The organism is Cobetia sp. PDI-23MA, from assembly GCF_059507735.1.
Genome location: NZ_CM183352.1, coordinates 3,666,886 through 3,687,677, shown reverse-complemented (window position 1 = coordinate 3,687,677; position 20,792 = coordinate 3,666,886). Strand labels below are relative to the sequence as shown.

At 62.8% G+C, this 20,792-nt stretch carries 16 protein-coding genes and 1 rRNA gene; 13 read left to right on the top strand and 4 right to left on the bottom strand.

The annotated features are described in order from the left end of the window. Window positions 1-54: 54 nt before the first annotated feature. Entirely contained in the window at window positions 55-765 is a 711-nt protein-coding gene (locus AC5WNJ_RS15625) for an SOS response-associated peptidase (RefSeq protein ID WP_495930146.1), read from the bottom strand. Window positions 766-1,060: 295 nt separating this feature from the next. Between AC5WNJ_RS15625 and AC5WNJ_RS15620 the strand changes: the two genes are divergently transcribed. After that, window positions 1,061-1,705: a TetR/AcrR family transcriptional regulator gene (locus tag AC5WNJ_RS15620; RefSeq protein ID WP_176678101.1), complete on the top strand. Its 645-nt coding sequence runs from the start codon at window positions 1,061-1,063 to the stop codon at window positions 1,703-1,705. Next, window positions 1,702-3,594: an MFS transporter gene (locus tag AC5WNJ_RS15615; protein ID WP_495930145.1), complete on the top strand. Its 1,893-nt coding sequence runs from the start codon at window positions 1,702-1,704 to the stop codon at window positions 3,592-3,594. The genes AC5WNJ_RS15620 and AC5WNJ_RS15615 overlap by 4 nt, the downstream gene beginning before the upstream one ends. A gap of 146 nt (window positions 3,595-3,740) precedes the next feature. Here the strand turns inward: AC5WNJ_RS15615 and AC5WNJ_RS15610 are convergent, their stop codons facing one another. The 3 genes from AC5WNJ_RS15610 to AC5WNJ_RS15600 all read right to left on the bottom strand — a co-directional run bounded on the left by AC5WNJ_RS15610 (window position 3,741) and on the right by AC5WNJ_RS15600 (window position 7,421). Continuing rightward, window positions 3,741-4,997, bottom strand: coding sequence for a multidrug effflux MFS transporter (locus AC5WNJ_RS15610; protein WP_495930144.1), 1,257 nt, complete (start codon window positions 4,995-4,997; stop codon window positions 3,741-3,743). 249 nt (window positions 4,998-5,246) lie between these two features. After that, entirely contained in the window at window positions 5,247-6,524 is a 1,278-nt protein-coding gene (locus tag AC5WNJ_RS15605) for an HlyC/CorC family transporter (RefSeq protein ID WP_176678098.1), read from the bottom strand. A 99-nt stretch (window positions 6,525-6,623) separates the two neighbouring features. After that, window positions 6,624-7,421, bottom strand: a complete 798-nt coding sequence (locus AC5WNJ_RS15600; RefSeq protein WP_495930143.1) for a cytochrome C assembly family protein — start codon at window positions 7,419-7,421, stop codon at window positions 6,624-6,626. Between the two features lie 384 nt (window positions 7,422-7,805). Here AC5WNJ_RS15600 and ffh point away from each other — a divergent pair, with 384 nt between their 5' ends. The 11 genes from ffh (at window position 7,806) to AC5WNJ_RS15545 (ending at window position 20,619) form a co-directional block, all read left to right on the top strand. Beyond that, window positions 7,806-9,251, top strand: a complete 1,446-nt coding sequence (ffh, locus tag AC5WNJ_RS15595; protein ID WP_495930142.1) for a signal recognition particle protein — start codon at window positions 7,806-7,808, stop codon at window positions 9,249-9,251. A gap of 223 nt (window positions 9,252-9,474) precedes the next feature. Next, complete coding sequence (gene rpsP / locus AC5WNJ_RS15590; protein WP_175090724.1) at window positions 9,475-9,726, top strand: 30S ribosomal protein S16; 252 nt, start codon at window positions 9,475-9,477, stop codon at window positions 9,724-9,726. A gap of 7 nt (window positions 9,727-9,733) precedes the next feature. Beyond that, the gene (gene rimM / locus AC5WNJ_RS15585) at window positions 9,734-10,300 is read left to right on the top strand and encodes a ribosome maturation factor RimM (RefSeq protein WP_495930141.1); all 567 of its coding nucleotides are present in this window, start codon (window positions 9,734-9,736) and stop codon (window positions 10,298-10,300) included. Window positions 10,301-10,325: 25 nt separating this feature from the next. Further along, window positions 10,326-11,078, top strand: a complete 753-nt coding sequence (gene trmD / locus AC5WNJ_RS15580) for a tRNA (guanosine(37)-N1)-methyltransferase TrmD (protein ID WP_175090722.1) — start codon at window positions 10,326-10,328, stop codon at window positions 11,076-11,078. Window positions 11,079-11,274: 196 nt separating this feature from the next. Continuing rightward, entirely contained in the window at window positions 11,275-11,631 is a 357-nt protein-coding gene (gene rplS, locus AC5WNJ_RS15575) for a 50S ribosomal protein L19 (protein WP_176678095.1), read from the top strand. Window positions 11,632-11,901: 270 nt separating this feature from the next. Then, entirely contained in the window at window positions 11,902-12,807 is a 906-nt protein-coding gene (xerD, locus tag AC5WNJ_RS15570) for a site-specific tyrosine recombinase XerD (protein ID WP_176678496.1), read from the top strand. Window positions 12,808-12,846: 39 nt separating this feature from the next. Next, window positions 12,847-13,617, top strand: coding sequence for a DsbC family protein (locus AC5WNJ_RS15565; RefSeq protein WP_176678094.1), 771 nt, complete (start codon window positions 12,847-12,849; stop codon window positions 13,615-13,617). A 190-nt stretch (window positions 13,618-13,807) separates the two neighbouring features. Then, window positions 13,808-15,124 (top strand): homoserine dehydrogenase, encoded by a 1,317-nt coding sequence (locus AC5WNJ_RS15560; RefSeq protein WP_166017814.1) that lies wholly within the window; start codon window positions 13,808-13,810, stop codon window positions 15,122-15,124. A gap of 115 nt (window positions 15,125-15,239) precedes the next feature. Then, complete coding sequence (thrC, locus tag AC5WNJ_RS15555) at window positions 15,240-16,631, top strand: threonine synthase (RefSeq protein ID WP_495930140.1); 1,392 nt, start codon at window positions 15,240-15,242, stop codon at window positions 16,629-16,631. Window positions 16,632-16,790: 159 nt separating this feature from the next. Further along, window positions 16,791-18,596 carry a single-stranded-DNA-specific exonuclease RecJ gene (locus AC5WNJ_RS15550; RefSeq protein ID WP_495931066.1) on the top strand — a complete coding sequence of 602 codons (1,806 nt, stop codon included), beginning with the start codon at window positions 16,791-16,793 and terminating at the stop codon, window positions 18,594-18,596. A 482-nt stretch (window positions 18,597-19,078) separates the two neighbouring features. Further along, window positions 19,079-20,619: ribosomal RNA gene (locus tag AC5WNJ_RS15545) — 16S ribosomal RNA — on the top strand. The last annotated feature ends 173 nt before the right edge of the window (window positions 20,620-20,792 follow it).

The following is a 20,792-nucleotide window of genomic DNA, read 5'->3' as shown; positions in this document are numbered from 1 at the left end:
GGTAGAGTGATGCAGTGCCGCCATCCTCGATACGTGCCGTCGGCGCAGGCGGATTCAGGTCAGCATCGGGCCGGTGGGGTGGGCGACGCTCCACTCCTGATGCTCGGGGTCGTTGACGAGCCGTGCGACCGGGAAGGCGGCCAGGCTGGCGTTCGGCGTCAGCATGCTGCGCGCTGTCTCCAGCGGCGTCTCGGCATTCAGCCAGTCGCGTACCTGATGCGGCGCGATCACGGCGGGCATGCGATCGGTCAGGCGTGACGTGACCCCGGCGCACTCGACACTGATCAGCGCGAAGCTGTCGCGACCCTCGGGGGGTAGCCCCTCCATCAGGGGGGCGCTGAAGTGGCGCGTCCAGAGGGCGGCCAGCAAAAGCGGAGCGCGGGTCGGGTGCGTGACCAGAAACGGCTGCTTCATGCGCGGTTGTTCCTTCCACACATAGACACCGCCGACGGGGATCAGTGCCCGTTGGCTGATGAACGACTCGCGGAACATGCGTCGCGTTTCCAGCGACTCTGCACGCGCCACGTGCGGGGCGCGGTCCATGATCTCCAGCCAGCTGGGTGTCAGGCCCCAGAGTGCCGGCACCAGTCGCAGGCTGGGGCCTTCCAGGCGCAGCATCGAGGCGGGCATGCGCGGGGCGCGATTGGCACTGACCAGCAGTTCGCTGCGCAACTGGCGTTCGAGCGCGGGAGTCGCCAGCGACCCGAACAGTTCGTCGGGGGGCAGGTCAGCGGGGTAGGGGGGGATATACAGACGACCGGCCACGGGAATCCTTTGAGGCGATGAGGCGAAGGGAACATGCAGCGGCAGCTGCTGCCTGAGATGGGGTGTGGATCGCGCTGCACGCCACGGATGCCAGCATGCCACACCTTGGTGATGCTTGCGTTTGTGCTCAGTCTCGATATGCTGGACGGAAACACTGTTCGATTCAATGACCGATACGGGGTGCTCCAAGAGATGCCCGCCAGGCGTCGCAACCCTTTGCCCACCCGTGCTGTCCGAACACACACCGCGTCAGACTCGCTACGCGGTAACGCATCTCAAGCATCAGAGGAATTCGATGGCCCGTCCACGTCAGCATGCACCGGAAGCGCTGCATGCGCGGGTAATGGAGACCTGCGATGAATGGCTCAAAGAGCAGCCCGTTCACGCCCTGTCTCTGCGCAACCTGGCTCGCGAAGTCGGTTGTGCGCCCAGCACCCTGCTCAAGCTCTACGGCAGCTTCGGCAACCTGCTCCAGCACGTCAATCTGGCGACGCTGGACAGGCTGCGCGATGCGATAGCCGGACAGGAGACGCCGAGTCCTTCGGAGCGCCTCAAGGCCTTGGCGCGCGCCTACTGGGGCTTCGCCCAGCGCGACCCTTATCGCTGGCAGCTGCTGTTTGACTTCCCGCTCGCCCAGGAAGGGGAGCTGGACCAGCGTCAGAACGCGATGATCGAAGGGCTGTTCGAGCGTGTGGAGGGGGCTTTGGTCGAGTACGCCCCACACGTCGAGTCCGTCGAGGCCAAGCGCATGGCGCGCACGCTGTGGGGTAGCGTGCACGGTCTGGTACAGCTGGGCATGAACGAGCGTCTGGGGCTCTGGCAGGGGCAGCCACTGGAAGTGACGGAGCTTCTCGATCAGTTGCTGGATACCATGTTGGCAGGGCTCAAGGTACGCAGCGAGGCTGCGTGTGCGGGGGATGCCACGGAAGCTGGCAAATGAGTCGAGAACTGCTCCGGCGACCCCGTTTTGCGCCCTTCTTCTGGACCCAGGCCCTCGGGGCCTTCAATGACAATCTGTTCAAGAACGCCTTGCTGCTGCTGATGACCTTCGTGGTCATCGAGCAGCGGGGCTGGGACACCGGCATCGTCAACAACCTGGCGGCCGGTCTTTTCATCCTGCCTTTTCTGCTGTTCTCCGCCTGGGGCGGCCTGTTGGCTGACCGCCTCGACAAGCAGCGCCTGATCGTGCGACTCAAGTGGCTGGAGCTGGCCACCATGAGCGTGGCGGCCGGTGCCTTGATCTTCGAAGCCTGGGAGTTGCTGCTGGCGCTGCTGTTCATGATGGGCACCCAGTCGGCGCTCTTCGGCCCGGTCAAGTACGCCATCCTGCCCCAGCATCTCAAGCCGGATGAGCTGGTCAGCGGCAATGCCTGGGTCGAGCTGGGCACCTTTCTCGCCATCCTGATCGGCACCCTTGCCGCCGCGGCCTTGATGGCACTGGGCGGCGAGCTGGCACGCTGGGCGCTCTCCGCGTCGCTGGTTTCCTTGTCCCTGCTGGGCGTGATGGCGGCCGGCAAGATTCCACCGGCACCCTCCGCTTCGCCCGGCCCCGTGCCGTGGCGTCCGCTCTCCGGCAGCATCGCGGTGATGCGCGAGGGGCTGAGCAATCGCGGGCTACGCTGGGCGTTGCTGGGCATCAGTGCCTTCTGGTTCCTCGGCGCCAGCTATCTGACGCAATTGCCGGCCTATGCGCGCGATATCGTGCATGGGGCCGAAGGGGCGACCTCTGCCTTGCTGGCGGCCTTCGCCATCGGTATCGGCCTGGGGTCGCTGGCCTGTGAGCGTGTCTCGCGCGGGCGTCTCGAGACGGGACTGGTGCCCTTCGGCGCACTGATCATCTTCGCTGGCGGACTGGATCTTGCCCTGCGCCCGGTACTGGCCGAGGCACAGATGGCCACGCCCTTGATCGAGCTGTTGGGCATCGCCGGTTTCTGGCGCATGTGGCTGGATCTCGGCGTCATCGGCTTCGGTGGCGGCCTCTACATCGTGCCGCTCTATACCCTGTTGCAGATCCGCAGTCCTGAAGATCACCGCGCGCGCATGATCGCCGCCAACAACGTGCTCAATGCCCTGCTGATGGTCTTGTCGGCCGGTGCCGGCATTCTGGTGCTGGGCGTGATGGGGCGCGATATTCCGGATTTCCTGCTGTTGCTGTCCCTGATCAGCGGACTGATCGCGGTGGTCTGCATGCTGCGTGACCCGCGTCCCTTCCTGCGCCTCAATATCTTCATCCTCATCCACCTGATGTATCGCCTGCACCTCAAGGGACGCTGGCGGATACCGGCGGAAGGGGCGGCGCTGGTGGTGTGCAATCACGTCAGCTTCATGGATGCGCTGATTCTGGGTGGGGCCAGTCCGCGCCCGCTGCGTTTCCTGATGGATGCCGAGATCTATCATTCGCCGTGGCTGAAGTGGTTCTTCCGCATCGCCGGGGCGATTCCGGTGGATTCCTCACGCAAGGACCCGGCCGGCGTTCGCCGCTCGCTGGAAGAAGTCGGCAAGGCGCTGCGCGAGGGAGAAGTCGTGATGATCTTCCCCGAGGGCAAGCTGACGCGTGACGGTGAGGTCGGCCGCTTCCGGCGCGGGCTGGAGTTGATTCTGGCGCGTGACCCGGTACCGGTGATTCCGATGGCGCTGGGCGGACTGTGGGGGTCCTGGTTCTCCCACGGCGGCGGGCCTGCCTTCGCCAAGTTCCCGCGGCGTCTGCGCGGGCGGGTAGAGCTGTGCGTAGGACGTACCTTCGACCCTGTCGGCACCAAGGCGGTGGAGCTCGAGGAAGCGGTGCGTGACCTGCATCGCAAGGCGACACGCCTGGCAGGCAATCGGTGACAGGATGAAGCGGCCTCGCTCCTCGTGTTCAGCCGTCACCCCGGTTGGTGAGAGCCAGCCCTGCCCTTGAAGACAAGACGCCGCCCGTGATCTCACGGGCGGCGTCTTTTTGCGTGTGCCTCATCCAGGGCGGCCGGTGGGCTTACTCAAGCAGACGTGGTGGCGCCACTGCGGGCACTGGGCTGATTGGACGGGGCGGTATGGCGTGTGATCCAGAAGCCGATGCTGCCGATCAGGCAGGCTGTCAGCATCACCAGGGGCACCGGCAGCATGTCAGTGCCGTTCAACCACAGGCTGGCAATGGCACCATAGAGCCCGCCGCCCAGGAAGAGCGTGGTGCCCGAAATGGCATTGGCGACACCGTGACCGCGGGCGAAGAGCGACTGGTAGTCTGCCATCACGTTGGGAGTGATCATGGCGCCTGCGCCAAGTACCACCAGCATGCCGGGAATCATGGTGGCGGCGCTGATCATGCCGCTCAGGCCCAGTCCCAGCAGCCAGCAGATGCCTGTCAGCTGGACACCCAGTGCCAGCTTGACCAGGGTGCGCATGCGCAGGTGCTTGAGGCCGACATGATTGAGACGATTGCCGACGAACATCGCCACCACGTTGGCACCGAAAGCCAGCGCGAACTGAGGCGGTGTCATCCCGAGCAGCCCCTGATACAGATAGCTGGCATTGGTGATGAAGGTGAACATGATGCCGGGGCCGCACAGGATCAGCATCAGATGGCCGGGTACGCCGCGCGTGGAGAGGATGTCACGATAGCTACGCAGCACATTGCGGGGCTTGAAGGGCGTGCGCTCGCTGGCCGGGTGGGTTTCCGGCAGCCAGCGATGGATGATCAGGCCGACCAGCAGTCCGTAGACCCCCAGCGCGAAGAAGATTGTCGTCCAGTGGCTCAGCGAGATCACCAAGGCCCCGAGGGACGGGGCGATCAACGGCGCGGTCATCAGCACCATGGTGACGTTGGTCATCAGGCGAGCGGCGTCCTTGCCGGTCGCGACATCCCTCACCACGGTGCGTGAGACACCACCTGTCATGCCGGTGGCGATGCCCTGCAGCACTCGCCACAACAGCAGCCAATGGAAGTCGCGGGTCAGTGCGCAGCCCAGACCGGCGACGAGGAACAGCACGAAGCCGCTCAGGGCCACCGGACGACGCCCCAGGCTGTCGGACAGCGGACCGCCGCCTAGCTGCCCCATCGCGTAGCCGAAGAAGAACATGGTGATGGTCAGGCCGATACGGTGCTCGTCCACGCCGAAGTCGCCTGCCATGGACGGCATGGCAGGCAGATAGGCGTCGATGGCCAGAGGGGCGAGGGCGACCATCAACGCCAGCATCAGCGTGAAGCGGGCGGGGTGGTGCTGCAGTGCAATCGTCGAAGGGGAGGCTGAGGTCATGTCGGCCCTTTGTGCAGGTGGTGGGCGTGGCGGAAAGACGGTCGGCGGATTCGGTGGCGGTGATCGTGAGTCAACAGGCCGGATGTCACCGTGTTCGTCGCGGCGCAGGCAGAGGATAACGCGTGTCTTCGCCATTGGCCGCTTCACGGCATGCAACACGGCATTGCAGCGAGCTGGAACGTGAAGAGCCCGCCGGGTGGCGGGCTCTTTTTTGGCATCACGTCGTGATGCCGAGGGGCAATGAGGGCATCAGGTGCGTGTGGTGCGGGCCGCCTGCCAGCAGCGTGCTGAGGTGATCTGGTTATCCTTCACCTGCTGGATCTCGATGCGCGTGGTGCCGATGGCGAGACTGGCCGGGGCATCCGGGAAGGATTCCAGGTGTTCCAGAATCAGGCCGTTGAGTGTCTTGGGGCCGTCAGTCGGCAGCTGCCAGCCGATGGCCTTGTTGATCTCGCGGATGTTGGCGGTGCCTTCGATCACGTAGCTGCCGTTGTCCTGCGGGTGGATCTCCTGATGCGTACCGGCGACATCGGTGGTGAACTCGCCGACGATCTCCTCGAGGATGTCCTCCAATGTCGCCAGCCCCTGCACATCGCCATACTCGTCGACCACGATGCCGATGCGGCGCTTCTGCTTCTGGAAGTTGAGCAGCTGGGTATGCAGCGGCGTGGACTCCGGGATGAAGTAGGGCTCGCGGGCTTCCTGGATGATGGAGGCCTTGGTGACCTCGTCCAGCGACAGGAAGCGCGCCGCGTTGCGCAGGTGCAGGATGCCGATGATGTTGTTGATGTCACCCTTGTAGACCGGCACCCGCGTGTGCTGACTGGCGCGGATATGGCTGAGGATGATGTCGAGGTCATCGTCCAGGTCGATGCCGAAGATCTCCTGACGCGGCACCATGATGTCATCGACGGTGACGTTCTCGAGATCGAGAATCGACAGCAGCATGCCCTGGTGGCGACGCGGGATCATGCTGCCGGCTTCGTGGACCACGGTGCGCAGCTCGTCACGGGTCAGGCTGTCGGCGCCGCCGCTGACATCGCGCACACCGAACAGGCGCAGCAGGCCATTGGAGATGCCATTGACCAGCCATACCAGCGGGTAGAGCAGCTTGAGCAACGGTTCCAGCACCAGAGAGGCCGGATAGGCGATGCGCTCCGGGTTCACGGCGGCCATGGTCTTGGGCGTCACTTCGGCAAAGATCAGCACCACGATGGTCAACACGGCGGTCGAGACGGCCGGGCCCGAGACATCACCGAAATAATGGATCGCGATGATGGTCGCCAGCGAGGCGGCAAGGTTGTTGACGAAGTTGTTGCCGATCAGGATGACGCCGATCAGGCGGTCCGGACGGGAAAGCAGGCGGGTAACACGCTTGGCGCCGCGCTCGCCGCCCTTGGCACGGTGACTGAGACGGTAGCGGTTGATCGACATCATGCCGGTCTCGGAACTCGAGAAGAAAGCAGACAGGATGATCAGGATGACCAGTAGGCCGAACAGCAGCCCCAACGGGGTGTCGTCGCTCAAGAGTGAAGGGTCCTCGGTGGCGGATTTAGGCGCATGATACTGACACGCTCGCTGCAATGCATCAGGCGCAGCGAGCGATCTCTGTCGGGGTGGCAGGGCTTAGTGGGAAAATACCACTTGCAGCACGAACTTGGTGCCGAAGAAGGCCAGCGCCAGTACCAGGCAGCCGCCCAGTGTCCAGCGTGCGGCACGCTGGCCGCGCCAGCCCAGCACGTGATGCCCGAACAGCAGCACGGCGAAGATGATCCAGGCGCCGAGGCTGAGCACCGTCTTGTGAGCCAGATGCTGGGCGAACATGTTGTCCAGATAGATGGTGCCGCTGATGATCGATACGCTGAGCAGGATCATGCCGGCCCAGATCAGCTCGAACAGCGCGCGCTCCATGCTGGTCAGTGCTGGCAGCACCTGGACGATGCCGCGGGTATGTCGCTTCTTGAGCGCATGCTGTTGCAGTGACAGCAGCCCGGCCTGCATGGCCGCGATGCTGAAGAAGGCCAACGCCGCCACCGAGGTGAAGATGTGGGCGGTCAGGCCGGGGGAGAGCGGGTTCTCGGTGGTGGCGCTCGGCAGGTTCATCACGCCGAGCACGCAGGCGGCGGCGACCGGGAACAGCGCCGCGCCCCCGGCGATCACCGGCTTGAACAGGCTGGCGGTCACCAGCAGCAGGCAGATGGCCCAGCTGACCAGCGAAGCGCTCTCGAACAGTCCGAGGTGCAGCGCACCACCGTGGTTGAGCGTGACCCAGACGATGACGGCATGGCAGGCGATGGCGACCAGCGCCAGACTGCGCACCAGTCGCGTGCGTTCTGGAACGCGGCGTGTCAGGGTGAGGCCCTGCCAGAGGCCGGCGCCGAGATAGAAGATGATGGCCAGAAAGGCAAAAGGCAGAGCCTGCATGTGCTGTTGTCCAGGTGCCGGAGGGAAGCGGGAGATCAGGCCTCGCATGAGACGCTGTCTATCTGCAGAGACTATACCGAATGCGCCGCCGGGATTGCATCCACTCGCGGTGCCCCGGCGCGTGCTCTCACGGGCGGTGAGGCCTGCGCGGCGACAGACTCCGCATTGCATGACGATTGTCGGCACCGTCTCCTGCAGGCATGTCATTGCCAGGATGGCGACTTGCAAGCCTTGCATGCATGGAGACGCGGCCGCCCTGTGCGTATAATGCGCGACAGGATAACCATTCACGCGCTGGGGCGTCATGCCGTGCGCCGGTCACGAGGTGGCTTACGCCCTCGTCCCCGCAGCGCGGTCCCCAGACGTCCCTAGCCGGAGAGGCCCATGTTTCAAAGTTTGAGTGATCGCCTGTCGCATACGCTGAAGTCGATTACCGGCCAGGCCAAGCTGACGGAAGACAATATCAAGGACACCCTGCGCGAAGTGCGCAAGGCGTTGCTTGAAGCCGATGTCGCGCTGCCGGTGGTCAAGGCCTTCATCGAGCGAGTGCGCGAACGTGCCGTCGGTCAGGAAGTGTCCAAGAGCCTGTCGCCGGGCCAGCAGTTCGTCAAGATCGTCCAGCAGGAGCTGGAAGCGATCATGGGCGAAGCCAATGAAGGCCTGACGCTCAAGGGCAGTCCGGCCGTCATTCTGATGGCAGGCCTGCAGGGTGCGGGCAAGACGACCACCGTCGCCAAGCTGGCACGCTACCTGCGCGAGCGCGAGAAGAAGAAGGTGCTGGTGGTCTCGGCGGACGTCTATCGTCCGGCCGCCATCGACCAGCTGGAAACGCTGGCCAAGGAAGTCGGGGTCGATTTCTTCCCCTCCGACTCCTCCCAGCAGCCGGTGGCCATCGCCGAGGCGGCGATGAAGCACGCGCGTATCCAGTTCCACGACGTGGTGCTGGTCGATACCGCCGGTCGTCTGCATGTCGATGCCGACATGATGGACGAGATCGCCGCCCTGCACCGCAGTGTCAATCCCGACGAGACGCTGTTCGTCGTCGATGCGATGACCGGTCAGGATGCCGCCAACACCGCCAAGGCCTTCCACGAAGCCTTGCCGCTGACCGGTGTCGTGCTGACCAAGGCCGACGGTGATGCGCGTGGCGGTGCGGCCCTGTCCGTACGTCACATCACTGGCAAGCCGATCAAGTTCATGGGCATGGGGGAGAAGGTCGACGCCCTCGAACCCTTCCATCCGGACCGTATCGCCTCGCGCATCCTCGGCATGGGCGACATGCTGTCGCTGATCGAGGAAGCCGAGCGCACCGTCGACAAGAGCAAGGCCGAGCAGCTGGCCAGCAAGGTCAAGAAAGGCCAAGGCTTCGATCTCGAGGACTTCCGTGATCAGCTCCAGCAGCTCAAGAACATGGGTGGCATGGGTAGCCTGATGTCCAAGCTGCCGGGCATGGGGCAGCTGGCGGAAGTCGCCCAGAGCCAGGCCAGCGAGAAGGAGCTGGGCAAGCTGGAGGCGATGATCAACTCCATGACGCCCAAGGAGCGCCGCAACCCGGATCTCATCAATGGGTCGCGCAAGCGCCGCATCTGCATGGGTTCCGGTACCCAGGTGCCGGACCTCAACCGTCTGCTCAAGCAGCACAAGCAGATGGCCAAGATGATGAAGAAGGCCGGCAAGAAAGGTGGCATGCAGAAGATGATGCGTGGCATGTCCGGCATGATGGGCGGTGGCGGTGGTCCTGGCGGCCCCGGCGGTATGGGTGGCCCCGGCGGTATGGGTGGCATGGGTGGCCCCGGCGGCATGGGCGGCGGACGCTTCCCGCGTCGCTGATTGCTGACCCGATGCCCGATGCAGCGCTGATGAGACAAGGGCGCTGACACCAGGAATTGCGCTCCGTGGCACGTCCCGTGCCACGGAGCGTGTGTATGGCCTTGGAAAAAGGTTTCCAAGGCTTGCCAATTTCCGTAGAATGTCGCCTCTTCGTGTGGACCCTCCATGCGAAGACGAGTTCTGTGGCACGATTTTCACTTCAACACGAAGGACAGATTACGCAATGGTTACCATTCGTCTGGCACGTGGTGGCGCCAAGAAGCGTCCCTTCTACCACCTGGCTGTAGCTGACTCCCGCACAGCCCGTGATGGCCGCTTCATCGAGCGCGTCGGCTTCTTCAACCCGGTCGCTCGCGGCCAGGAAGAGCGTCTGCGCGTCGATCTCGAGCGCATCGCTCACTGGCAGCAGCAGGGCGCACAGGTCTCTGACCGTGTCGCTCAGCTGATCAAGGAAGCTGGCAAGCAGCAGGCTTGATTCCAGGATGCCTACTCCACCGAACAATCCGCAGCCGACCGCAGCGTCATCGCATGACGATGATGTGGTGGTAATGGGGAAGCTTACCAGCCCCTATGGCGTCAAAGGCTGGCTCAAGGTGTATTCCTATACCAGCCCGATTGACGGCATCTTCGATTACGCTGGCTGGATGCTGAAGCTGGACGGGAAGCAGATTTCCGCCCGCCTCGCTCAGGCACGTCGCCATGGCAAGGGCCTGGTGGCACAGCTCGAAGGTATCGACAGTCGCGAAGCCGCACAGGAACTGGCCGGGGCGGAGATTCTCCTGCCCAAGCAGCACCTGCCGCAGCTGGAAGCCGGTGAGTACTATTGGCATCAACTGGAAGGTCTCGAGGTGGTAACGCTGGATGGCCAGCGCCTCGGGAAAGTGAGCACCCTGATGGAAACCGGTGCCAACGACGTTCTGGTGATAAAGCCGAACGACGACAGCATCGATGAGAAGGAACGGCTCGTGCCGTACCTTCCCGATCAGGTGGTTCGCGATGTGGATCTCACCACTGGGCGCATGAGCGTCGACTGGGATCCCGAATTCTGATGTTAAGCACAGAGAGCTGACGCCTGTGTGGATTGGTGTAGTGAGCCTGTTTCCGGAAATGTTCACGGCGATTACCGCCAGTGGCGTGACCGGCCGAGCGGTCGACAAGGGTCTGCTCGAGGTCGATTTCTGGAATCCTCGCGACTACGCCACCGACAGGCACCGTACGGTCGATGATCGTCCCTATGGCGGTGGTCCCGGCATGTTGATGAAGGTCGAGACCCTGCGAGGTGCCATTCGTGACGCCCGCGCCGCTGGCGGTGACGACGCCCGTGTGATCTATCTTTCCCCGCAAGGCCGCAAGCTGGATCAGGCCGGTGCCCGCGAACTGGCGACGAATGAGCGCCTGATCGTGGTGGCCGGACGCTATGAAGGTATTGACGAGCGCGTGGTGGAAGAGGAGATCGATGAGGAGTGGTCGATCGGCGATTACGTCCTGTCTGGCGGGGAACTGCCGGCCATGGTCCTGATCGATACGGTAGCGCGCCTGGTGCCGGGCGTACTCGGGCATGAAGCCAGCGCGGAGGAGGATTCCTTCACCGATGGCCTGCTCGATTGTCCGCACTATACCCGCCCTGAAGTCATCGACGGCAAGCGGGTGCCGGATGTTCTGCTCAGTGGCAATCATGCCCTGATCAAGCGCTGGCGGTTGCAGCAGTCTCTGGGACGTACCTGGCTCAGGCGTCCGGATTTGCTGGAGAGTCGCACGTTGACTCGTGAGGAGCGCAAGCTGCTCGACGAGTTCATCGCGCAGCACGCCCGGAAAGGCAAGGCCTGACCACTGCGAACCGAAGGTTTGCTGTCAGGAGAAGGCCGCCACCGTGGCGGAGGTGCGGCACGGCCCGGAGTCATCTTGCGGGAGTTCCGTGGCGCGTCACACACAAGGTCGATCCCCGTGTTCAAGGCCGTTTGCGGTGCCGGGGTCATGACGAACATCAATCCCAGGATTGATGCTAACGAATTTGGAGCTAGCGATGAGCAGCAAGAATAAACTGATCCAGGCGATCGAAAACGAGCAGATGGCCAAGGAAGTCCCGGCCTTTGCACCGGGCGACACCATCGTCGTCCAGGTCAAGGTTGTCGAAGGTACCCGCGAGCGTCTGCAGGCCTTCGAAGGCGTGGTGATCGGCAAGCGTAACCGCGGTCTGAACTCCGCCTTCACCGTCCGCAAGGTCTCCCACGGTGTGGGCGTCGAGCGTACCTTCCAGACTTACAGCCCGCAGGTTGCCACTATCGACGTCAAGCGTCGTGGTGACGTCCGTCAGGCCAAGCTGTACTACCTCCGTGAGCGTAGCGGCAAGTCTGCACGCATCAAGGAAAAGCTGGGCTAAGCGCTCCGCATTCCCTGACTGCAGAACTCGGCAGTACTGCGGGGGAGCGAATTGCCACTTGCTTCTCCGCCAAACGAAGACCCCGCCATGCGATGCATGGCGGGGTCTTCGTGTGTGTGCGCCAGAGAAATCCGGTGTGACTTGCAGCGGGTTCATTTCATCGTCAGGGCATCACGGTAGAATCGAGGCTCACGCAGGCCAGGTGCCGCGGTACATGACGGCCAAGGCGAGCGCGGATGGCGCGTCATTCAGGACGGGGAAGCGGGAATGATGGACGACGATGCGTTGGTCGAGGCCTTTCTCGATACGTTGTGGCTAGAGCGGGGTGCCAGTGACAATACGCTCGGCGCCTATCGCAGTGATCTCACGGCCTGGCGGCGCTGGTTGGCCGATCAGGCGGAGACGGGCGCTGACACGGTGCCCTTGCTGAGCGTGGCACCGCAGCAGGTGCAGGCCTTCTGTGACTCGCGGCGTGAGTCGCATGCGCTGCGCTCCACGGCACGTCTGCTGTCGGCATTGCGGCGCTTCTATCGCTGGGCGCTGGCCGAAGGCATGATCGAGGCGGACCCGCTGCATGAGGTGCGCCTGCCGCGCGTGATTCCCAGCCTGCCGGGCACGCTGGATGAGGAGGAGGTCGAGCGCCTGCTGGAGGCGCCGGATCTCGAGACGCCCATCGGGCTGCGCGACCGCACCATGCTCGAAGTGCTCTATGGAGCGGGCCTGCGCATCAGCGAGCTGGTCAACCTGAGTGTCGATGCGCTCAATCTGCGCCAGGGCGTCGTGCGTGTCAGCGGCAAGGGCGATCGTGAGCGGCTGGTGCCGCTGGGTGAGGAGGCCTGTGACTGGTTGTCACGCTGGCTGTCCGTTGGCCGACCTGCGATGATGGCCGACCAGACGCGTCCGGCACTGTTTCCCGGCCGACACGACAAGGCCATGACGCGACAGACCTTCTGGCATCGCATCCGGCGTCACGCCGTGACTGCGGCCATCAGCAAGCCTCTGTCACCGCATACGCTGCGCCATGCCTTCGCCACGCACCTGCTCAATCACGGTGCCAATCTGCGCGTCGTGCAGCTGTTGCTGGGACATCGTGATCTTTCCACGACCCAGATCTATACCCATGTGGCCCAGGCGCGTCTGGAGCGTCTGCATGCCGAACATCATCCGCGTGGCTGAGTGTCCTTCCCTCTGCGCGCGGACGCCAAGGAGTGTTTGATGAGCAAGTCTTTCCGTCGTCCGCAGGCCCTGTCTCGTGCGATCCGCCTCTTGAGCGCCGGCGCCATGCTGTCGCTGGTGGCGCCATTGGCCCAGGCTGATGCGCTGGATGATCTGCGTGACAAGCTCGTCGTCAATGGCCAGCCGCTGCCGGTCGAATCACTGGCCTCAAGCCCCATCGACGGCCTCTATGAGGTGCGCCTGACCAGTGGCGAGAGCTTCTTTACCGATATCGCCGGCAAGCATCTGATCGTGGGTGAGATGTACCGCAATGATGGCGACAAGGGGCTGGTCAATCTCAGCGAGCAGAAGGCCAATGGCGAGCGTCTCAAGCTGCTGGCCGAGGTCAGTGAAGATGATATGGTCATCTTCCCCCCGGCGGGTGAGGTCAAGGCGGTGATCAATGTCTTCACCGATACCACCTGCCCGTATTGCCGCAAGCTGCACCAGGAAGTGCCGGAGCTCAATGCGCGTGGCATCGAAGTGCGCTATCTGGCCTTCCCGCGCGGTGGCATGCGCTCGCAGGGTGCGCGTGAACTGGCGCAGGTGTGGTGTGCGGACAACCCCACCGAGGCGATGAACCAGATCAAGAATGAAGGCGAAGTGCCCAAGCAGGCGGCCAGCTGCGATGCGCCGGTGCAAAGCCAGTATCAGCTGGGCACACGCATGGGGGTGCAGGGTACCCCGGCCATCGTGATGCCGGATGGCCAGATGGTGCCGGGCTACCTGCCGGTGGAGCGTCTTGCCACCATGCTGGGGATCGATGACTGAGCCACACGAATCACCTGAACCACAGGCGACAAGGCTGCGCGTTGACAGGGCGTCCTGCCTTGCTACCGTGGTCACGACAGACGTACGTGCAGGATGTCTGGATAATAGACCGACGTGAGATCGGCAAGGCCGTCGCTGACAGTGGCGCGGCCCTCAAGGCTGGATACCGTAACAAGAGAGGAAAGCGACGTTGAAACCGGTGAAAGTAGGAATCTGTGGTCTAGGGACCGTAGGCGGCGGCACTTATAACGTGCTGATTCGCAATGCCGATGAGATTGCGCGTCGTGCTGGACGCCCGATCATCGTCGAACAGGTCGGCGCACGACGCGACAATCCTGACTGCGATATCACCGGCGTCAGCCGCACGCACGACATCTTCGAGGTCGCGCGCAATCCCGAGATCGACGTGCTGGTCGAGCTGATCGGCGGCTACGATGTCGCCTATCAGCTGGTGATGGAAGCCATCGCCAACGGCAAGCATGTCGTGACCGCCAACAAGGCGCTGATCGCCGTCCACGGCAACGAGATCTTCCGTGCCGCGGCCGAGAAAGGCGTGATGGTGGCCTTCGAAGCCGCAGTGGCCGGTGGCATTCCCGTCATCAAGTCGCTGCGTGAAGGCCTGGGGGCCAACCGCATCCAGTGGCTGGCCGGTATCATCAACGGCACCGGCAACTTCATCCTCAGCGCGATGCGTGATGAAGGTCGCAGCTTCGAGGACGTGCTGGCCGAGGCGCAGGCGCTGGGCTATGCCGAAGCCGATCCGACCTTCGATGTCGAAGGCATCGATGCCGCGCACAAGTTGACCATCCTGGCCTCGATCGCCTTCGGCGTGCCGCTGCAGTTCGACAAGGCCTACACCGAAGGCATCTCGCGCATCACCGCCGAGGACATCGAGCAGGCCGATAACCTGGGCTACATCATCAAGCATCTGGGCATCACCCGCGCCACGGCCAAGGGCCTCGAGCTGCGCGTGCATCCGACGCTGATTCCCAAGGAGCGTCTGCTGGCCAACGTGCATGGCGTCAAGAATGCCATCGAGGTGATGGGCGACGCTGTCGGTCCGACTCTTTACTACGGCGCCGGCGCCGGCGCCGAGCCGACGGCCTCTGCCGTGGTCGCGGATCTGCTCGACGTGGCGCGCGATATCGCCACCGACCACCGCTACCGCGTGCCGTATCTGGCCTTCGCCGAGATCAATCAGCACGGCGACACCCTGCCGATCCTGCCGATGGAAGAGATCGAGACGGCCTGTTATCTGCGTCTGCACGCAGTGGACCGCCCGGGCGTGTTGGCGCGCGTTGCGTCGATCCTCTCCGAGCAGGGCATCTCCATCGAGGCGATCATCCAGAAGGAAGCCACTGAAGGGGAGCTGGTGCCGATCATTCTGCTCACGCACCGTGCGCGAGAACTGCACATGAACGAAGCGATTCGTCAGCTGGAAGCGCTGGTGGATGTCGCCGGTTCCGTGGTGCGCATTCGTGTCGAGGATCTCGACGACAACGCCTGATCGCGGGCAAACGGGGCGGGGCTATCGACGGTGATGGCGCCGCCCTGCTGGGCAGCCGGCGCAGGCCGGAAGAGCAAGAATCATAACGGTGGCAAGAGCCACGGGAAGACACGACATGCGTTATATCTCCACGCGCGGCCAGGCGCCGGCGCTCGGTTTTGAAGATGTGGTTCTCGCAGGGCTTGCCAGCGATGGCGGCCTGTACGTGCCGGAAACCCTGCCGCAGTTCAGCGCCGAAGAGCTGACGGCGATGGCCGGTGAGTCCTACGCGGAAATCGCCTTCCGTGTCATGAAGCCCTTCGTCGATGGCGCCATCGATGACGAGACCCTCCGTGACATCGTCCGCGAGACCTACGCGACCTTCAGTCACGATGCCGTCGTGCCGCTCAATCAGCTCGACAGCAACCATTACCTGCTGGAGCTGTTCCACGGCCCGACGCTGGCCTTCAAGGATGTCGCGCTGCAGCTGCTGGGTCGCCTGCTGGATCACTTCCTTGCCAAGCGCGGCGAGCGTGCGGTGATCATGGGCGCGACCTCCGGTGATACCGGCTCCGCCGCCATCGAAGGCTGTCGTGCCTGCGATCATGTGGATATCTTCATTCTGCATCCGCACAACCGTGTCTCCGAAGTGCAGCGCCGCCAGATGACCTCCGTGCTGGCGCCCAACGTCTTCAACATCGCCATCGAAGGCAACTTCGACGATGCCCAGGCGATGGTGAAAGCCAGCTTCGCCGATCAGGGCTTCCTGAACGGCACGCGTCTGGTCGCGGTCAACTCGATCAACTGGGCGCGTATCATGGCCCAGACCGTCTACTACGTGGCTGCCGGTGTGGCACTGGGCGCTCCGGCGCGTCAGGTCAGCTTCACGGTGCCGTCGGCCAACTTCGGCAACATCTTTGCCGGCTATCTGGCCTCGCGCATGGGGCTGCCGGTGCGCCAGCTGGTGATCGCCACCAACGCCAACGACATTCTGCATCGCACCATCTCTTCCAATGACTTCTCGCGTCAGGAGCTGAAGGCGACGCTGGCACCGTCGATGGATATCGTGGTGTCTTCCAACTTCGAGCGTCTGCTGTTCGAGGCGTATGGCCGCGATGGTCAGGCGATCCGTGAGCTGCTCGAGCACTTCTCGCGTGAACCGGCAGCGCTGGCGGATGCGCCGTTGGCGAAGCTGCGTGAGCTGTTCTCCAGCCACAGTGTCGATGACGAGACGATCCTCGAGGCTATCCGTGAGGCGCACCATCGCACCGGCGAGATTCTCGATCCGCATACGGCAACCGGTTATCGTGCGGCTGAGGTCTGCCGCACTGATAGCGCGACGCCGATGATCACGCTGGCGACGGCGCATCCGGCCAAGTTTGCCGAAGCCGTGGCGCGTGCCGGCTTTGCTGGCGTCGATCTGCCGCCGCATCTGCATGACCTGCTGGAGCGCGAGGAGCGTTACAGCGTACTGCCGGCGGAGTTGGCGGCAGTGCAGGCCTTCGTGCGCGAGAATCGCCGCGGGTGATTGCAACAACTGCCGGTTGACCCGTTCGGGGTGATCGGCAGTCATCTTTTCATGGCCGTCATGTCTGCAGTCCGCTGCCGAGATGACGGCCATGTCGTTTGTCAGGAGTTCCTCATGTCTGTCACTTCCCCCGTGTCGCCCCCATTCTCGCCAGACTCCATGAGCGGTCCGGGCGAGCGCACGCTTGCGGCCAGCATTGCGCGGGTCATTCAGCCGCGCGTGCGTGACGAGCGTCTCTATCAACAGGGTATCGCGACCGGGCTCAGCGAATTGCAGGCACGTGTGCTGGCAGGGCGTCTGACGCTGGAGAACTGCAAGGCGCCCCTGGAGGCGCTGGTCACGCCGGCGCTCCGGCATATCGAGCATCCCGAACGGCTGGCCGATGGCCGGCGCGCGGCAGAGCGCATCGCGCGCGCCGTCGCCGAGGGTGAGCATATCGGCATCCTCACCGACTATGATGTGGACGGCATCACCTCGCATGTGGTGATGCTGCGCTCCCTGACCGAATTGTTCGACGTGCCTTACGACCGCGTGCACAGTCTGATCGGCCATCGCATCCATGATGGTTATGGGATCAGTCTGCCGCTGGTCGAGCGCATCATGACGCTGTCGCCGCGCCCGTCATTGATCGTGACCGCGGACTGCGGCTCCAGTGATGAGGCGCGTCTGGCGTTGCTCAAGGAGGCGGGGATAGATGTCGTGGTGACGGATCACCATGCGTTGCCTCAGGAAGGGCCGCCGGCTTCCGCCTACGCGACCGTCAATCCGACACGCGATGACTGCGCCTATCCCGACGCGACCATTGCCGGCTGCATGGTCGCCTGGCTGACCATGTCACTGACCCGTAACGTCTTGATCGAACAGGGCAGGTTGTCGAGCGATGCCCCCAAGTTGTCGCCGTGGCTGTCGTATGTGGCGCTGGGGACGGTGGCGGACTGTGTGTCACTGGGGGGCAGTGCGATCAATCGTGCGGTCGTCAATCTGGGCCTCACGCTGATCAACCGCATGCAGGAACCCTGCTGGCGCGCGATGGCAGAGCGGCTCGGGGCGGATAGCGTGCCCTTCAATGCCGAGACGCTGGCCTTCCAGATGGGGCCGCGTATCAATGCCCGCTCGCGTCTGGATGACCCGTACGCCGCGCTGCATTTCATGCTGGCGCGGGAAGATGGCGCAGCGCAGCGTGCACTGGAAGTGCTCGACCAGGACAACCAGTCACGCAAGGCGATCGAAGCCGAGATGGTCGAATCGGCGCGTGCCCTGGCGCTCACCTCCTTGCGGGCAGGGCATCAGGTGATCGTGGTCCACCTGGAGGATGGCCATCCCGGGGTGCAGGGCATTGTTGCCTCGCGCCTGGTGCAGCAGTTCGGGCGACCGACCGTCGTGCTGACACCAGCCGCAGTGCCCGGCATGTTGACGGGCTCCGGGCGCTCCATCGAAGGATTTCACCTGCGGGATGCGCTGCAGCGCGCCCATTATCTCGCGCCGCAGTGCCTGCCGCGCTTCGGTGGGCATCGCGGCGCCGCCGGCGTGGGCTTGCCGCTGACGGAAAAGGATACCTTCACTCGTGCCCTGCAGCAGGCGGCCGCGGAGCAGTTGGGGGAGAGGGCGCTCAATCCCTTGATTCTCAGCGATGGTGAGCTGGTGGAAGGGCAGCTGAGTCTGGAGACGCTGGATGAGCTCGAGCGCCTGGCGCCCTTCGGGCGTGAGTTCGAGGTGCCTCTCTTCGAGGGCAGCTTCCTGGTCGAGAGCCTCAGGCCGGTAGGCGCTGATGGCGCGCACCTGTCATTGGAACTCTCGCTCGGGCGTACGCGCCTCAAGGCGATCTGGTTTCGTGCGCTGTCGCCGGGGGAATCACCGGCATTCGGCGTCGGGGCCTCTCTGAAGTGTGCTTACAAGCTGTCGCGCAATCGCTGGCGGGGGAGAGAGTCACTGCAGTTGATGCTGGAGCACGCAGTGCCTGCATGAGTTTGTTTGAATTGACAGCGATATCTGGCCAAAAAGCCCTTGCCCTCACGGCGGTTCGTGCGTAAAGTACGCATCCGCTGCCGGGGACGCATGGCGTTACCAGCGGTGAAAAAAAGGTTTGCAGGTGATTGTTTTACTTGATGTTTTTGAAGTCCGCTTCGAGATCATCGATTGACAATCGCGGGCGATTCGTTAGAATGCGCCGCACTCCTTGTGGAACAGGTGATCGAGCAAGGCTCCTCACCGCTTGATGATGCTTAGAGGCAGTCGACTGACTCATCATCAAGTGCTTGACTTCTCAAGCGTTCCGAGTAGAATATGTCTCCTCGCTTCACAGCGACGCTCTTTAAAAATTTGATCAGGTAATTCGTGTGAGCGCTTGCCGATGAGTGGTGACAAGGTCACCAAATATCGGAGCAAGCCTCTCACGAGAAGTTTGACTCTGAACCAAGTTTGGTCTGCTTAACAGACTATCAAGCTTTCAACTGAAGAGTTTGATCATGGCTCAGATTGAACGCTGGCGGCAGGCTTAACACATGCAAGTCGAGCGGAAACGATCCTAGCTTGCTAGGAGGCGTCGAGCGGCGGACGGGTGAGTAATGCATGGGAATCTGCCCGATAGTGGGGGACAACCTGGGGAAACTCAGGCTAATACCGCATACGTCCTACGGGAGAAAGCAGGGGATCTTCGGACCTTGCGCTATCGGATGAGCCCATGTCGGATTAGCTTGTTGGTGAGGTAATGGCTCACCAAGGCGACGATCCGTAGCTGGTCTGAGAGGATGATCAGCCACACTGGGACTGAGACACGGCCCAGACTCCTACGGGAGGCAGCAGTGGGGAATATTGGACAATGGGCGAAAGCCTGATCCAGCCATGCCGCGTGTGTGAAGAAGGCCTTCGGGTTGTAAAGCACTTTCAGCGAGGAAGAACGCTTGTGGGTTAATACCCCGCAAGAAAGACATCACTCGCAGAAGAAGCACCGGCTAACTCCGTGCCAGCAGCCGCGGTAATACGGAGGGTGCAAGCGTTAATCGGAATTACTGGGCGTAAAGCGCGCGTAGGTGGCTAAGTCAGCCAGGTGTGAAAGCCCCGGGCTCAACCTGGGAACGGCATCTGGAACTGCTTGGCTAGAGTGCAGGAGAGGAAGGTAGAATTCCCGGTGTAGCGGTGAAATGCGTAGAGATCGGGAGGAATACCAGTGGCGAAGGCGGCCTTCTGGACTGACACTGACACTGAGGTGCGAAAGCGTGGGTAGCAAACAGGATTAGATACCCTGGTAGTCCACGCCGTAAACGATGTCAACTAGCCGTTGGGTCCCTTGAGGACTTAGTGGCGCAGCTAACGCAATAAGTTGACCGCCTGGGGAGTACGGCCGCAAGGTTAAAACTCAAATGAATTGACGGGGGCCCGCACAAGCGGTGGAGCATGTGGTTTAATTCGATGCAACGCGAAGAACCTTACCTACCCTTGACATCCAGAGGACTTTCCAGAGATGGATTGGTGCCTTCGGGAACTCTGAGACAGGTGCTGCATGGCTGTCGTCAGCTCGTGTTGTGAAATGTTGGGTTAAGTCCCGTAACGAGCGCAACCCCTATCCTTATTTGCCAGCGAGTCATGTCGGGAACTCTAAGGAGACTGCCGGTGACAAACCGGAGGAAGGTGGGGACGACGTCAAGTCATCATGGCCCTTACGGGTAGGGCTACACACGTGCTACAATGGCAAGTACAAAGGGTTGCAATACGGCGACGTGGAGCCAATCCCATAAAGCTTGCCTCAGTCCGGATTGGAGTCTGCAACTCGACTCCATGAAGTCGGAATCGCTAGTAATCGTGGATCAGAATGCCACGGTGAATACGTTCCCGGGCCTTGTACACACCGCCCGTCACACCATGGGAGTGGACTGCACCAGAAGTGGTTAGCCTAACCTTCGGGAGGGCGATCACCACGGTGTGGTTCATGACTGGGGTGAAGTCGTAACAAGGTAGCCCTAGGGGAACCTGGGGCTGGATCACCTCCTTATCGACACTGTCTATCGCTCGCGGCAAGTGCTCACAACGAATTACCTGATCTTATTGCTGGCTTAGCCGGCAGTGGCAAGCGTGCTCATCAGAGCGCGCTTCTCACTGTTCTCTGAACAGCCGCTCTTTAACAATGTGAATCATGCTGACGATGGAATGTGCGCCAAGCACATC

What these genes read in the sequence shown, in the direction of transcription:
- thrC (WP_495930140.1), top strand. Translation starts at nt 15,240, where the DNA reads ATGCGTTATATCTCCACGCGCGGCCAGGCGCCGGCGCTCGGTTTTGAA.
- AC5WNJ_RS15550 (WP_495931066.1), top strand. Translation starts at nt 16,791, where the DNA reads ATGAGCGGTCCGGGCGAGCGCACGCTTGCGGCCAGCATTGCGCGGGTC.
- AC5WNJ_RS15615 (WP_495930145.1), top strand. Translation starts at nt 1,702, where the DNA reads ATGAGTCGAGAACTGCTCCGGCGACCCCGTTTTGCGCCCTTCTTCTGG.
- ffh (WP_495930142.1), top strand. Translation starts at nt 7,806, where the DNA reads ATGTTTCAAAGTTTGAGTGATCGCCTGTCGCATACGCTGAAGTCGATT.
- AC5WNJ_RS15610 (WP_495930144.1), bottom strand. Translation starts at nt 4,997, where the DNA reads ATGACCTCAGCCTCCCCTTCGACGATTGCACTGCAGCACCACCCCGCC.
- rplS (WP_176678095.1), top strand. Translation starts at nt 11,275, where the DNA reads ATGAGCAGCAAGAATAAACTGATCCAGGCGATCGAAAACGAGCAGATG.
- AC5WNJ_RS15620 (WP_176678101.1), top strand. Translation starts at nt 1,061, where the DNA reads ATGGCCCGTCCACGTCAGCATGCACCGGAAGCGCTGCATGCGCGGGTA.
- xerD (WP_176678496.1), top strand. Translation starts at nt 11,902, where the DNA reads ATGGACGACGATGCGTTGGTCGAGGCCTTTCTCGATACGTTGTGGCTA.
- rimM (WP_495930141.1), top strand. Translation starts at nt 9,734, where the DNA reads ATGCCTACTCCACCGAACAATCCGCAGCCGACCGCAGCGTCATCGCAT.
- rpsP (WP_175090724.1), top strand. Translation starts at nt 9,475, where the DNA reads ATGGTTACCATTCGTCTGGCACGTGGTGGCGCCAAGAAGCGTCCCTTC.
- AC5WNJ_RS15565 (WP_176678094.1), top strand. Translation starts at nt 12,847, where the DNA reads ATGAGCAAGTCTTTCCGTCGTCCGCAGGCCCTGTCTCGTGCGATCCGC.
- AC5WNJ_RS15600 (WP_495930143.1), bottom strand. Translation starts at nt 7,421, where the DNA reads ATGCAGGCTCTGCCTTTTGCCTTTCTGGCCATCATCTTCTATCTCGGC.